The organism is Prevotella sp. tc2-28, assembly GCF_900107705.1.
GTDB lineage: Bacteria > Bacteroidota > Bacteroidia > Bacteroidales > Bacteroidaceae > Prevotella.
The window spans coordinates 250,678-265,415 of record NZ_FNRE01000004.1 but is presented as its reverse complement, the minus strand read 5'-3'; the positions used below and the strand labels follow the sequence as shown (position 1 = coordinate 265,415).

The 14,738-nt window shown below is 51.4% G+C and carries 12 protein-coding genes; all 12 read right to left on the bottom strand.

Features of this window, described 5'->3' with window-relative positions:
• On the bottom strand, nucleotides 1-580 hold a 580-nt coding region (locus BLU47_RS15140), incomplete at its 3' end, for a TlpA family protein disulfide reductase (RefSeq protein WP_369796967.1).
• Between the two features lie 67 nt (nucleotides 581-647).
• Nucleotides 648-1,535 (bottom strand): aspartyl protease family protein, encoded by an 888-nt coding sequence (locus tag BLU47_RS05640; protein WP_091959614.1) that lies wholly within the window; start codon nucleotides 1,533-1,535, stop codon nucleotides 648-650.
• A 274-nt stretch (nucleotides 1,536-1,809) separates the two neighbouring features.
• Nucleotides 1,810-1,977 carry a hypothetical protein gene (locus tag BLU47_RS14730; protein WP_176780472.1) on the bottom strand — a complete coding sequence of 56 codons (168 nt, stop codon included), beginning with the start codon at nucleotides 1,975-1,977 and terminating at the stop codon, nucleotides 1,810-1,812.
• Nucleotides 1,978-2,158: 181 nt separating this feature from the next.
• Nucleotides 2,159-3,736: an alpha-amylase family glycosyl hydrolase gene (locus BLU47_RS05635; RefSeq protein WP_091959612.1), complete on the bottom strand. Its 1,578-nt coding sequence runs from the start codon at nucleotides 3,734-3,736 to the stop codon at nucleotides 2,159-2,161.
• Between the two features lie 92 nt (nucleotides 3,737-3,828).
• The gene (locus BLU47_RS05630; protein WP_091959610.1) at nucleotides 3,829-5,430 is read right to left on the bottom strand and encodes a SusE domain-containing protein; all 1,602 of its coding nucleotides are present in this window, start codon (nucleotides 5,428-5,430) and stop codon (nucleotides 3,829-3,831) included.
• 27 nt (nucleotides 5,431-5,457) lie between these two features.
• Nucleotides 5,458-7,077 (bottom strand): RagB/SusD family nutrient uptake outer membrane protein, encoded by a 1,620-nt coding sequence (locus tag BLU47_RS05625; protein ID WP_091959607.1) that lies wholly within the window; start codon nucleotides 7,075-7,077, stop codon nucleotides 5,458-5,460.
• Between the two features lie 13 nt (nucleotides 7,078-7,090).
• Nucleotides 7,091-10,087 carry a SusC/RagA family TonB-linked outer membrane protein gene (locus tag BLU47_RS05620; RefSeq protein WP_091959654.1) on the bottom strand — a complete coding sequence of 999 codons (2,997 nt, stop codon included), beginning with the start codon at nucleotides 10,085-10,087 and terminating at the stop codon, nucleotides 7,091-7,093.
• Between the two features lie 356 nt (nucleotides 10,088-10,443).
• A complete protein-coding gene (locus BLU47_RS05610; protein WP_176780471.1) occupies nucleotides 10,444-13,035 on the bottom strand; it encodes an outer membrane beta-barrel family protein in 2,592 nt (863 codons plus the stop codon).
• A gap of 2 nt (nucleotides 13,036-13,037) precedes the next feature.
• The gene (locus tag BLU47_RS05605) at nucleotides 13,038-13,682 is read right to left on the bottom strand and encodes a DUF4974 domain-containing protein (protein ID WP_091959597.1); all 645 of its coding nucleotides are present in this window, start codon (nucleotides 13,680-13,682) and stop codon (nucleotides 13,038-13,040) included.
• A 5-nt stretch (nucleotides 13,683-13,687) separates the two neighbouring features.
• The gene (locus tag BLU47_RS05600; protein ID WP_091959594.1) at nucleotides 13,688-14,191 is read right to left on the bottom strand and encodes a sigma-70 family RNA polymerase sigma factor; all 504 of its coding nucleotides are present in this window, start codon (nucleotides 14,189-14,191) and stop codon (nucleotides 13,688-13,690) included.
• Between the two features lie 117 nt (nucleotides 14,192-14,308).
• Nucleotides 14,309-14,587 carry a hypothetical protein gene (locus BLU47_RS05595; RefSeq protein ID WP_176780470.1) on the bottom strand — a complete coding sequence of 93 codons (279 nt, stop codon included), beginning with the start codon at nucleotides 14,585-14,587 and terminating at the stop codon, nucleotides 14,309-14,311.
• A gap of 18 nt (nucleotides 14,588-14,605) precedes the next feature.
• Nucleotides 14,606-14,731, bottom strand: coding sequence for a hypothetical protein (locus BLU47_RS15135; protein WP_255402101.1), 126 nt, complete (start codon nucleotides 14,729-14,731; stop codon nucleotides 14,606-14,608).
• Between the last annotated feature and the right edge of the window lie 7 nt (nucleotides 14,732-14,738).

The window sequence follows — 14,738 nt, the reverse complement described above, 5'->3', positions numbered from 1 at the left end:
CGCACCATGAAGCCCAGAAGTCGACGAGCACGTACTTGCCACGGCCCACGTAGTCGCTGAGGCGGGTGGTTTTGCCATTGTATTCGACGGCGAAGTCCACGAACTTCTCGCCCTCGGCAGGGCTGAAGGATTTCTTTTCCGACTTCATGTCAACGCCCATTGCCTTGAGTCCCATCGTCATTCCGTACCACGCTTCTCCTGCTTTCACGCGCAGACTCATCAGTTCGAGCCATGAGGCCACGGTCGTAGGCTTGACATGGGTGTAGACCATTGCCAGGGCTTGCATTCCCAATATATCGTCATTGTGTCGGGAGAGTTCGCTCCGCATCAGACTGTCGAGCCGTTGCTGCCTGATGGAATCGCCATGCAGCAAGGGATAGAAGGCACCCACGAACTCAGTGAAAGCCCTGTTGAGCGGAGAGTCAGGTGCCTTGTACTCTTCCGCCTTCTGATTAAAGTGTATGCGCATCGTCCCGTCCTCTATGATAAACACAGGTGATTGGATGTCTGGCTTTTCATCCCCCTCCGTGACTGACTTCAAGTCGAAGGATGCTGGCTCTTCGAGCGTCCCTTCTGTCACATGACAGCAGTGCAAACAGAATGGATATTACCTTTTTCATAACAGGGCTTGTCGTCTAAATTGAAATTCACTGGATTTTCTTTAGATATAGGCTCTTGTTCTTCAAGTCCAAAACCACGAAAAACTGCGACCATAACTTGTTGCCGATAATGGCTGCATACGCATCGCTTGCCATGGCTCCAGTTTTATCGGAACTATACCTCACGGTTCCTGGTACAATTTCCACATCGCCTAACTTCAAACTTGTGGTAACGGTAAATTCATAGCCAGACGATTCGCCGCCGATACCGCCGTGTGCATAGTGAAAGGGTATCTTGTCCTCAATTTGTTCCAGATGGTACTTGGCGGCTGTTTTGCTTGTAAATTCCAGACCTTGTCCTGAACCCATATCCATCAAGGCCTTACCCGAGATAGTTTGTCCTTCACCGACCATGACCGTAAAGGGAATCAGCACCCGACCTGAAGCATACTCAATCGGAATCCTTGTGAAGCCGTCCGTCATGTCCGCAGTCACCCTGTCGGCAAATGACATCTTCCCGTCTTGGACATCAATACAGATAACCTTGTCTCCAATCTCTTTTAATCCGAATAACCCGTCGGCATCAGCACCAAGGATGGGTCTTAAATTTATCAGTGGAACATACTGTGGGGTATAGGTCTTGCCTCCCACAGCGACAGCGACTTCGCCGAAGATGATTTTTGTCTTCTTGACTTTAAGTCCGGCTCCGCCTATATTCGCTTGACCAACCTGCTTGAAAGTCAGTCCGCTGGAGACAATAAAGGTGCTGTCAAGATAGATGAGTTCCGCTCCCGTATCGAAGACGAGGTTTGCATCTTTACCATTAACCTGACAAGGAAGATAAATGTGGTTGTCCTGATATGTAATATCGATGGTTTGTGCTTCAGCGATACCTTGTAGTAGCAAAAGCAATCCTACTAATATTGATTTCTTCATATATTCCGATTTGATGGGTTTATTTCTCTTTTGTAAAACGAGCTATTTCTTCGCTGGTGCCGGGCTTGTTCCAAATCATCTGCGTGCTGGTGAGGCGGCGGATGTCGCAATCCACGGTGAGAGCAACTGAGGTATCATCGGGCTTGGGCGAAATTTGTAGATGCCCAGCATCCGTTACGGTGTAGATGCGATAAACGGTGGTGTCGCCTGCTGCCCAGTCGGAGGTGAATATATCAACGGTGCCGTTATTGGCAGACTGCGGACGGAATGTGTACTACACCGTGCCAGCGTCAGCCACGCCTTCGTCATACACCTTTTGCCATGTGCCACCAAGCTCTGTTGCTTCGTAGACATCGTTGTCATCATCGCTGCTGCAAGAGGCGAGGGAGAGCATGGCAGCGGTCATCACGAGGATGTTTCTCCAGAATTTCATTGTTTTCATATTCATTTCGTTTTATTTGTTATTTCGTGCTGCGAAGTTACGGAAAAGGGAGGAAAAAAGCCCTCGGCACAGGCAGAAAAGTGGATGCCGAGGGTGAAAGTCTGAACAAATGTTCAGAGTTTTGGGCGATTTTGATAATAGAACGTAGCGGACTGGCAGATTCTGTTTCATCTTCTTGTCTCTATTGGATGGTCCAAATTGAGTAGCCGCGATTGGGGGCTGACAGCGTAGCTTGGCCGTCATTGCCGACTGTGATGGTCTCTTTGGGATTAAGAAGATTAACCAGTGTTTGGCCTGACCAGTCGGTGAAGCCGTCAGGATTAACGTTGAGGGTGATGCTGAGGGTGTCGGTGTCGTGGTTGTTGAGCACGATGATGGCTCCGTCCTTTACTCCATTACCCTGACGGCGTGCGACGTATAAATGTTTGTCTGATTCTGTTAAGACTGCTAATGTGCCACCGAGATACTGGCGGCGAATGTCAATCAAATGACGGAGATCCAACTGCAAGTCTGTAGGTGCCGTGACTTCGAGCGACGGATTATCCACGTCGTGCTGGGTGACAGCATAGAAGTGGGGATAGAACACGCATGGCGTACCCTCGTGGGTGAGGATATAGGCGTAGGCCATCGCATAATCCTTGACGATCCATTTGTCATGTTCCTTCCCTGTGTCGTGGTTATCTACGAAGGTCACGACGTTGTCAACAGGCAAACCGAAACCACGAATCATTCCCGCATGAGCCAAGCGTGACATATCGAATTCGTCGCCCGACTTGTTGCACATCTCAGTAAGTGTGAACTTCAAAGGAAAGTCGAAGGCATGAACATCGGCACCGCCTTGGGCGACGCTGTCCACCCATTCCTTGATATACCGGCCGTCCTCGGCCCAATACTCACCAACGATAAACGGTTGATGACCATCCTGTAGTGGCAAACTTTTCACCCAACGGCTGACAAACTCCGGCTGCAGGCCACGCACAAAGTCCAGACGGAACCCGTCGAAGCCTATCTTGCCCTTCAGCCATTTGCCCCAATCGCAAAGCCGCTGCTGCACTTCCTCGTTATAAGTGTCGAGATCGTTGCCGAAGAACTTGGTACATGGACGCAGCACATCGTCGGTAAAGTCTGTCAATGAGTCGGATGCCGATGATGGATGGAAATGCTGGTAGTGCCATTCATAGTTTGGTTCGCCATCGCCCGTATGCTTCGGGAAGAAAAGATGTGTCCGTGTATAAGCCGTATCGTTCTTCCATTGGATGTCGCTCTCAGGGTACGGCTCGCCACGGCCCGCCTTAACGTATGCCGTCACGACGGGGTTAGCCTCGAAGTTCTCATCGCCACCATAGAGATGATTCAGCACCACGTCGGAATAGACATTGATGCCCGCTTTGTGCATCGTGGCAATCATCTGCTCCAGTTCTGCACGACTGCCGTAGCGCGTCTCAATGGTTCCTTTCTGCTCATAGTTGCCGAGGTCATAATGGTCGTAGATGCCGTAGCCGCTGTCATAGATGCCCCAGTTACCCTTTGCGGGAATGGGCGTCCACAGGCTGCTGACGCCAGCAGTCCTAAGTTCCGGCGCCAACGAAGAAAGGTGATCCCACCATGTGCCATCCTTTGCCTGGTCATCCACAGGCACATCCCAATAGAACGCCTGCATCATCACGTCGTCCAACGGCTGCAACGGCTCCTCCCTTTGCGTATAGCAAGCCGTCAGGCCTAATAAAAGGAAAAGGGAAAAGGATTTATTCACTTTCATAAGCGTATGATTTTGGAGTTTGAAAAGGACTGCCGGCCCTGTACGTCCAGCAGTCCTCTACTAAACTAATTTCTAACTAACCTAAGTATGAATCAAACTGCCGTAATGGTTGCTGTGTTGTTATTCGCATCGAGCACAATCTTATAGGTTCCGGCATTGATGTGGATATTCGGGCCGTCCTGCGTCAAGGCATTCAGGTCGCCACCGAGGTTAATCGTCCACGAGGCATCCCAGCGGAACTTGATGTCGCCGTCGCTGACGGTAATCGTGGTTGACCAAGTTTCGCTTTCAGGATCATAATCCATCACTTGGCCCTTGTCCCAGCCGCCAGCCGTAGCGTCGCCGATCACCTCCCAGCCAGTCTTTGCCAGCGAGGCCACCATCTTCTTCGTGTCAGCCGTAATCTTGTAGTAGGCCCCCTCGGTAATGACGATGTTCGCACCGTCGCCAATCACGAAGTCGCCCTTTGTGCGGGTCTCGTTCCAACTGATGTCGCCCACGATGCCAATCCACGAGCCACTGTCATAGAACTTGAATTCCGTACCCGCAGCGAAGTAGTAAGCCCCCGAATACTTGAAGTCGCGGGCCTCAGACACCACCTTGTATGCACTCTCAGCCTCAGGACTCCAACCCTGATAACTGCCCGGCAGGGTCATGAAGGCACTACTCATTTCGATGGTCGTCTCTTCCATCGCGTAGGTATAGCGTCCAGCATTGGTCAGGTCAAGCGTGATGATGTAGGCGCTCTCCTTCGGCACCTTGATGTTATCGCCACTCGGAGCCAGTCCGTTCTCCGTCACACCGTCACCACCGTAGTTAATCGTCCAGTCGCTGTTGGCGCGGAACTTAAACTCCTTGTCGGTCATTGAGGTAATCACCGTCCAGAGACGCGTGCTCTTGTCGTATTCCATCTTCGTATCGTCGCTCCAGCCGCCAGAGGTGGCATCGCCGATGACGCCCCATGTGTTGCAAGCCCACGACTGGCTCAGTGTTCCGTCGGCCTCCATCTTCACCTCCACGAAGCCCTTGCTCTCATCGTCCACTTCGCCCTGTGCCAGCACCTTCGTCACGTCATTACCGTCGAGGATGGCGTAGGTCGTGGCATCGTCAAACTGTACCCAGCCCTGATAGACACCATCGCCGTCGGGGTCACCAATCAGATAGGCCGTCGTATAGTCCCAATTTGGATAGCCAACGGCCACGTAGGCGTATGGCCAGTCAATATCATCCACGTTCGGGTCGTAGGGCGTAGCCTTGAACGTCACGGTGTTCGTAGCCTCGTTCTGATACACGTCGAAAGCCGTTGACTTCAGCGATACGGTGAAGTCGTAAGCCTGTCCGGGATAGGCACCGATGCTGGCCAGAATCTTGTTCATCTCAGCATTGGTAAACGAGAGTTTCGTGTCGCCCGTCTCACCGATGACAACGCTCTTCTGGTTACTGTTGTTAGTCAGCGTCACTTCATAGTTGACCACTGCCCCATTGCCATAGTTGGCTTTCTCCCAAGTAATCTCAGGGAACTGTGCCGTGCTGTTGTCCTTAGTGATGGTGATGTCGGCAGGGCTGACAGCATTCAGCGTAGCCGCCTGTCGCAACTGTAGCACGGGTTCGGTGGTGTCCTCTGCGCACGAGGTTAAAAGACCACAGACTGCACAGAACACACCTATTTTCTTATATATGCTTTTGGTAATCATAATTTCTAATTCCTAATTTCTAATTTATCAATACCCTTCATTCTGTTTCAGATTCTCATTAGAGCCAATATCGTCGGAGGGAATGGGATAGACGGCATAGAAATTGCTGACAGCCTTTCCTCCAGCCACGCCACCCTTCCACGGCCAGACGTATTCATCACCCGTGTACTTGCCGAAACGCACAAGGTCTGTACGGCGCTGGGCTTCATAGAACATCTCACGTCCACGCTCATCAAGCATAAAGTCAAGCGTAAACTCACTGTCAGAGATCGGTGCTGCCAACTTATCCGTATAGGCACGTTTGCGCAGGTCGTTCAGATAGCCAAGAGCCTCGGCCTTCGTAGCACCCTGACCACCACGCAGCACAGCCTCGGCTAAGTTCAGGTATATCTCACCCAAACGGAACAGCGGGAAGTCCGTCCATGCCTCCGAGGAAGCGGGCTTTGAGCCATCCTTATAGACATTGTAGAACTTAGTCACGGGGATGCCGTTGTTCACGAAATTGGCCTCGTTGGTAATCTCGAAACTCGTCGTGGCATCAGTACGGAGCATCTGCCTACGGCTGTCCTTGTCCATCTCGTTCTCACGGGTGAAGATGTTGTAGAGCGATGACTTGGCACGAACGCCCTGCCAGGCACCTTTGGCGTTGGTTTCTTCCTGGAACTCTGAAGACCCCCAGCACAGCAGGGCTGTCATGCCTCCCCATGTCATCGTTTCCTCACCCTCATAGCGGCAGGGCATAATCATCTCCTTCGAGTGGTCGTTGTCAGCCTTGAACATATCGCCGTAGTTCTCTTCCAACTGATAGCCTGCGCCAATCACTTTCTTCGAGTAGGTGATGCAGTCGGTGTAACGGTTTTCGCCCACGTAGGTCTCGGCATTCAGATACAGGCGGCTGAGTGCGGCCCACATACAGGCTTTGTTGGCGTGGCCATAACTGTCGCTCCATCCTATTACCGGGTCGGCAAGTTCACTTTCGCAGGCCAGCATCTCACTCTCGATATACTTGAAGAGGTCTGCCGCCAGAATCTGCTTCGGACGGTCACTACCCACGGTGCTGTTCTCATCGACAAACGGCACGTTGCGGTAGAGGTCGAGCGCATATTGGTACATCAGGGCTCTCATGAAACGGGCCTCAGCGCGATACTGAGCCACCTTTGCCTTCACCTGCTCAGAGCAACCACGTTCTGATAACTTGCCTTCGGTGGTCTCACGCAGATAGGCATTGGAGAGGTTGATCTGATAGAACAGACGATAGTAACTACCTTTCACCCAAGGAGAGGAGGCGGCCCATGAAATATGATTGAAATCAGGGATACCGGGATCGTTCCAGCAGCAGTGCGCCATATCGGATGCCAGTTCCTGCATGTTCCATAATACACGGATGAACGAAGCCTGTGAACCGCCATCAATACCTACCACATCCTGTTCGTCGTCACCGCCTTTGTTTCCGCCTATCACCAGTCCGGCATAAATCTTGGCCAGACTTTCCTCATAGGCACCTATCTCATTTCCGAACACGACGCTTGAAACCAAGTCGTCCTTGTCGATGGGCACGGTGTCGAGGTCACCCGTGCATGATGTCGTGCCCAGCATTGTACCAACGAGGGCAACTGACAGGATATTTTTGAATTTAATTGTCTTCATTTTCTTGCTTGATTTAGAAATTAAGATTTACGCCTAACATAAACGAGCGAGGACGCGGATAGAGTTCCTTGTCGATACCCTCACCGCTGATTTCGGGGTCAAGACCCTTGTACTTCGTGATTACAAACGGATTCTGTACGGTGAAATACACGCGGGCGGTCTGCTTGTCATTGAAGAGTTTCTGGAAGGTGTAGCCCAGCGTGATGTTATCCATACGGAAGAACGAAGCGTTCTGGATATAGTAACTGCTACGGTATTGACCTGCCTTGAAGTCATGATCCCATGCAGATTCCAGACGGTTCTTCAGGAAGCCGCTCTGGTCGTACATCTGTGAGCCGTCCCAAGCCTCGCGGTTCGACTGCACATTATTATATACATAGTTGCCGAAACTGGCACGGACGGCAAACGACAAATCCCAGTTCTTATAGGAAATCTGGTTGCTCAGACCCATATACACGTCGGGAGCCGACTTCTTATAGGCTATCAGGTCTTCCTCGTCTATCTTGTTGTCACCGTTCTGGTCCACGTATGCACCCTCGATGGGCTTTCCGTCAGTGTCGTACATCTGTTCGAACACATAGAAAGAGTTATAGGGATTGTTCACAGCATTGATCTGAATCTTATAGCCAGTGGCACCGTCGATGTCACCATGTATCACACCCTTGTACGACGGATCATCGTTGAAGGTCAATTTAGTAATCTCGTTCTTGTTGTAGGATACATTGTAGTTGATGGTCCAGTGCCAGTCTTTCGTATCTACCGGATGGGCGGTCAGTGACAGTTCAACACCCTTGTTCTCCAGCGTACCCACATTCGTCAACAGTTCGTTGCTGAAGTTCGTACCTGCAGGAGCAGTCACAGTATTCAACAGATTGTCAGTCTTGCGGTAGTAATAATCCAACGTTCCTGTAATCTTGTTGTTCAGGAAGCCAAAGTCCAGACCTACATTATAGGTGGTTGTTTCCTCCCATTTCAGATTCTCGTCGTAGGCTTGTGGGGCTATCAGGCGATACTTTGTGTTGCCGAAATAGTAGTTGGCACCAGCCTTGGAATAAGAATAACGGGCCATATAGGGATAGTCGCCATTGTTCAGGTTCTGCTGACCAGTGACACCATAGCCCAAACGGAGTTTCAAGTCAGAGATGGCCTTCACGTTCCTAAGGAACGGCTCATCGTTGATGCGCCATGCAAAAGCAGCAGACGGGAAGAGACCCCAACGGTTTTCCTTGCTGAAACGTGAAGAGCCGTCATCACGCAGTGTAAAGGTGAAGAGATAGCGGTCGAGCAGCGTATAGTTCAGACGACCGAAGAAAGAGACGAGGTAGTTCTCTGTCTTGTTCTCCTCCATATCCTTATAGAACTCGGTGCCCTTCTCCTTGGCGAATTTCTCTGAATACGGGAACTTTGTCCAGTCCGACTTGTAGAAGTGCTGCCAGGAGTAACCTCCCATCACGTCAATGCTGTGTGCGCCGAAGGTGTTGGCATAGTCCAGATAGAACTCCAACAGGGTGTTACGCTTCAACTGCCAATACTTACTGTTCTCACCGAATCCGGCCTTGTAGTTGCCAGCGCACCAAGTCATCGGCGAGTTGTCGGTAATAATCACATCGCCCTCGCCCTTCGACACGTCGTAACCCAAATTCAGGTTGGCACGCAGTTCGGGCAGGAAGTGGAACTTATAGTCGAACTGGGCATTGCCGATGCTACGATAGACCGTTGACTTGTCGCTCTTCGAATCGAGCATCGAAACGGGATTCGTCAGACCGATGTCGATAGGCAGGCCATTGACGGGATTCAGATACATGAAGTAGCCGTTGCCGTACTCCGAGCCGCTCATCATAACGGGCTGTGTCGGGTCAAACTGTGTCGCCAGGTTTACGGCTCCCATGTCGGGGAAACGGTTCGTGGTATAGATGCCCTTCACGTTCAACTGGATATTCAGATGCTTGTCGAAGAGTTGTGGATTGAGGTTGACGGCACCCGTCAGACGATCCATGTTCGAGGTCTTGATGATACCGTTCTCGTTGGTATAGCCTACGGACACGCGGTAAGGCATGTTGGGCAGCGAGCCGGAGAGGCTGACGTTATTGTCGGTGCTTACGGCTGTGCGGTAGATTTCCTTCTGCCAGTCGGTGTCATAACTGCCGATGGCGCCTGCCTGCGGACTGCCGGCACCGAATTTCTTATTGACAAACTGCTTGAAACTCTCTGCCGACATCACATCCACATCCTTGGTGCGGGTGCTGATCTTCACGTTTCCGGCGTATGACACCTTCACGCGTCCTGCCTGTCCCTTCTTGGTGGTGATGATGATCACACCGTTCGAGGCACGGCTACCATAGATGGCCGTGGCCGAGGCATCCTTCAGAATGGTAAACGTCTCGATGTCGTTCGGATGGACGGTAGCCAGCGGGTTACGCATACCGCTGATGTCGCCATCGTCAACGGGAACACCGTCAATCACGACCAGCGGATTGTTAGAGGCCGACATCGACGAGCCGCCACGGATACGGATGGTCGCGCCACCGCCAGGCGCACCGCCGTCGGTAATCACACTGACACCAGCCGCCTGACCTACGAGCATATCCGTTGCCGAGGTGACGGCACCCCTCACCAGTTTGTCGGCACCGAGGGCAGTCACGCTACCCGTCAGGTCGTTCTTCTTCACACGACCATAGCCGATAACCACCACTTCCTCCAGCGCTTCCGTGTCATCCTCCATGCGGATGGTGACCGTGGGAGCAGCGAGAGCCGTAGCATCCTTGTAGCCCACATACGAGACGGTCAGCTTGTCGCCCTGATTCGCCTGTAACGTAAAGTTTCCGTCGAAGTCGGTCACAGTCCCGCCTGTTCCATTGACTCGGACGGTAGCACCGATAACTCCTTCTCCGGTAGCATCCACCACATGCCCCTTGACCGTAATCTGCTGGCCCAGGGCACTCGCTGAAAGAATCAAGCCGAACAGTGCGGCCAACATCCTCAGAGGCATTTTCAAATGTACCTGTTTCATCATACTTCGTTTTAAATTGTTAATTATATAATAAATAAAAAAAGGTGTCACTTGAAAATGGCGTTTCCGCAGGTCAATGTCTATCTTTGTTTTGATGAAGCAGGTAAACATTTCTATTCCTTTGGCCAACGCCATGTGTAGGCTTGCTGACTCGCGTCTGTAGTGTGTGCCTGATGTCGCCCTTGCCTGACATCACGTCGGTACGCTGACTTAACTCTATAATAATAGACAGGAAGGGATTAAAAAAGCTAACCATTTTGAGAAAGAAAATGAAATAGCACATATAAAAAAACAGGATTTGCCTTAAATGCAAGTCCTGTTTTGTGTAGTTGATGGTCTGTGTCTGTTACGATAATCTATCGTGTTGAAGCACGGCCAGCCTCGGTGTTCTTTGACTGACGATAGGAGCGACGCACCTTGTTGCCGCCAAACGACCAGGTGGCCGAGAGGTTGACGCTGTGTGGATGGACATAGTTGGTGGTGTAGATGGTGTAGCCGTCATATTGGCTGGTGGAGCGCGTGATGTTCTGACGGAAAGGATCACTGACGCTAAGGTTCAGGCGCAGGCGGTTGTCGAGCAGCGAATAGCGCAACTGGGCATATAGCAGGGCCATGCTTTCGTACTTGGCCGTCATGCTGACGTATGGGAAATAGTGGGTGTAACTGGCACTGAGTACCAACGTATGCTGACGGTTCAGAAACCAGTCGGAACTCACCTCGCCCTTGCCGCTCCACGAATAGAGGTTGCGCAGTCCTGATGCCTCGCTCTTGGCGATGCTCTGTGAATAGAATACCTCGCCGCCAAGGTTGACGTTCCACCACGGGAAGAAGTTGCGCTGCCACGAGACGTAAAGACCCGTCTTGTCCGACGAGAAGCAGTTTTCCATGGTCGTGCTCTGTATGCCGTCGGGCGTGAAGGTGGTCGGGGAGCCGAGGGCATCCTTCTGGTGGCTCTCGTAGAGCACGGCATAGAGTCCGCGCCCGTTGCTGAAGTTCACCTCCACGTTGTCTGTAAGGCCAGGTGTCAGATAGGGATTGCCAGCGAAATAGTTGGTGGGAGTCATGTAGTAGCGGAAAGGATTGAGGCTCTGGAAGTCGGGACGGGCTATGCCTTTTGAATAGGCTGCACCAAAGTGGGCCTTGTCCGACGGGTTCCAACTGAAGTGGACGGTTGGGAACACATAGAGGTAATGGTCGCGGTTGGTGGCGTTGGTCGTAATCTGGCGACCCTCAATCCACGTCTTTTCCAATCGAAGGCCAACCTTTGCCGAGAACTTCTTGCTGAACTGACGCCAGGCAGAGACGTATGCAGCGGCAGTCTGCTCGGTATAGTCGAATTCGTTGGACTGGCCCAAATCCTTTTGCCATGAGCCAGTGGCATCACTATAGATATTCACGTCGGAACTGTTGCCTATGTGTGTATAGTGCAGGCCCGTCTCTACATTGGCAATGGGCAGTGGCAGCGTGAAGTCCATCTTGTAGGCATCGATGCGATAACGGCTGGAGCCTGTGGTCTGCATGTTCTGTAAAGTGGAAGTGAGCCTTTCGTCCTGCTTGGCGTAGTTGTTCAGGTAGTCGTAGGTCAGCGTCATCATCTTGCCCTTCGTGTCTAACATCCAGTCGAGGAACAACTCGGCTGAAAGGTTGAAGTTCTTGGGCTTGGGTGAGGTCATATCGGTCACGGTTTCGGTGTTCCACTCACGGGTGACGTCGTGCTGGTTGATGTCCATCTGATTTGTGGATATACTACTGAGCACACCGAGGTCGATTTTCTGTGATAGTTGATACTTCGCCAGCAGATTGGCGTTGTAGGTTTTCCAGTCGAAACTGCGCACATATTCCGACTGCTTTTCATGGTCACTGAAGGTTGTTGTCTGCGTATGGTCGTTGCTGCCCTTGACATCGCTGACGCCTGCCGAGAAGGATACGTCGAGTTTCTTCGTGGCGTAGTTGACGGATGGCATCACGTCCCAGTTGGTGTGCTCCTTGAAGTGCAGCCCGCCCATCAGGTCGCCGCGCAAGCCTAACGTCTGGTCGCGACGCAGCACGATGTTCACATAGCCCGCATTCGGCTCGGCCTTGTATTTTGACGGTGGAATGGTGATGACCTCGACGCGCTCTATATCGTCCGACTTGAGTGAGCGGAGTTTGGCGTTCACCATGTCATCGGGCAGTTCACGGCCGTTCAGCAGGAAATGGGTGGAGCCTTTGCCCACGATGCTGACACCATCCTCAGATGCTTGCAGCAGAGGTACACGACTCATCAGTTCCAAAGCCGTTAACCCTTTGGCGAACTCGTCAGCAGACACAAGATATTGCAAACGGTCTGTGGCGTTCTTGATGATGCGGCGACTGCCTTTCACCACCACACCGTTGATGGTCATCGTTTCGGGCTTCATCTGAATGGTTCCCACCTGCTCGTTGCTGCATAGTTTGTATATAGTCTTGTAGCCCACGTATGAGATACGGGCAAGGACGGTAGGCTGCTCGTAGGGGATGACGAAGACGCCAGCCTCGTTGCTCACGCCTCCACCGATGACGGTTGAGTCTGATGGATGAAGCAGGTAAACATTGGCATAGGGCACGGGCTGGCGGTTTTCGTCGATGATGGTACCCGTCAGATGACGCTCAGTTTTATGGGTACACTCCACATAGATTTCGCTCTCGCCACGCTTCACGACCCGGACGGGATAGAAGCCGACAATCTGCATGATAGCCTCTGTGACGGTCTTGTGCTTGATGCTGGTAGTCACGCGGAAGTCTTCCAGTTCGTCGTAAATGAAGTTGATGGTGTACGTCTGTTGCAGGTCGTTGAGTTCCATCAAAGCCTTCGACAGCGACACATTATCATATTGTCGGGTGATGCTCTGTGCATTGCCAAGCATGGTAACGAGGCTGAAGACAATGGTGAGTACCAATCTTCCAGAAAAAATAATCAGTCTTTTCATGGTCATTCGGCAATAATCGTACTGTCGTTCAACACCAAGTGAATGCGTTCAAACGTATTCAGCTGTTCCAACACTTTAGACGCTTCCTGTCGCTGATTCCACTGGAAGAACAGGCGCAGTGTCTTTGCATCCTCGTTTCTCAACTCCACGCGCAAGCGGTAGTATTCGCCCATGTCGGTGAGAATCTTCTGGAGCGTGGCTTCGTCGTAACGGATAATCTTTGGTGCAATGGTGTCGGTTTTGACGGTATCGGCAGGTATCGTCGTAGATGCCTTGGCCGTCATGGGCTGTTCGGTCTGAACGGTCTGAGACTTTTGGCTATTGACCATCCGAACTATGTGGATAGCCGCAAAGGTGATACCCGACACAAACAAAGCACCGAGGAATACGGCGGCAACCTTCATCCATCCGCGACGGGGCTTGCTGTCAGCGATATGCTGTCCGGCAAACCGTTGCCACTCAGCATCCACATTCACAGCGTTCTTTCTCGAATTCTCCCAGATCATAGCTTGCTTCAACAGTGCCGTTGCCTCCATGAGTTCACGCACTTCGGGGTCTTTCAGCATCGTCTTCAATTCCTGCTCCGAGTAGTTCTCGGGATGTTCCTGCATGTCAAGCAGCATCTGAATCTTTTCGTTCTTTTCCATAGTCCTTATATTATTTTCTGTTGATACTCTCTGATTATTGTCATCGCTTTCGTCAGATGTTTGTAAACCATCACCTTGCTGATGCCCAGCTGGTCAGCTATCTCCTGATACTTCATGCCTTGCAGGTGGCGCATCTCGAATACCATCAACGTCTGTCCCGTCAGCTGTTTCTTTGCATAGGTAATGACCTGTTCATATTTACGCTCAACAGCCATTGGTGACAAATCATCTTCTTCCTCTACACTCCCTTGCTTCATCTCTGTCACATAAAGCTGTTCAAACTTTGCTCTCACATCCTTATGCTCCAGCAGATTCCTACATCTGTTTCTGACACTTGTCATCAAGTAGTTTTCAACGTTCCTCGGCATGATGTCCGTCTTTACCAGCGTGGCAAACACCTCGCTCACCACGTCGCGCGATTCCTCGTCGTCGTAGAGCATCATTCTTGCCAACTGTATCATCTGATTATAGTGCTGGCGGAAAAGTATTTCTATCTCGTTTGTTTTCATCTACTATAATAGACAGGAAAAGGGGCGCAAAAGCTAACCCCTTTTAACAACTTTTTTTCAAATAATCCGCATAATCATCTATTTTAGATTATAATCTCAGTGCTGTACCATTTCGTTTTATTTTTTGTTCCGTGCTGTCTCTTGATATAGCAGTTCATTCACCCCTTTGATGCTTTCTGCTTCGCTGGCCCACTGCATGGCAATCTCTACAGGCGGCTTGCTGCCCTCTGGCAACAGGCACACGCCTTGATAGCAGACAGCGACGAGCGACTGACGTACTGCCGTCTGATACAATCCCCGCCATCCGTCGGCATCCACGTCAACAGGAAACTCCTGCGTCAGCCCTAATGACAGGCGCAGGAGTTTGTAGAATTGTTGCTCTTCTTGATGATTCATGAATAATCCTTGCAGTATTCAATCGCCCTCGCCATCCCACCAGGGGACATTGCGCAGTGGCTCGGGGTCGCTGGTTTGTAGCAGATGGGTGTGGTGTTGCAGTTCCACTACTCTGAATGATGGCTTCATATATTTCTTTTTCATTGCTGTG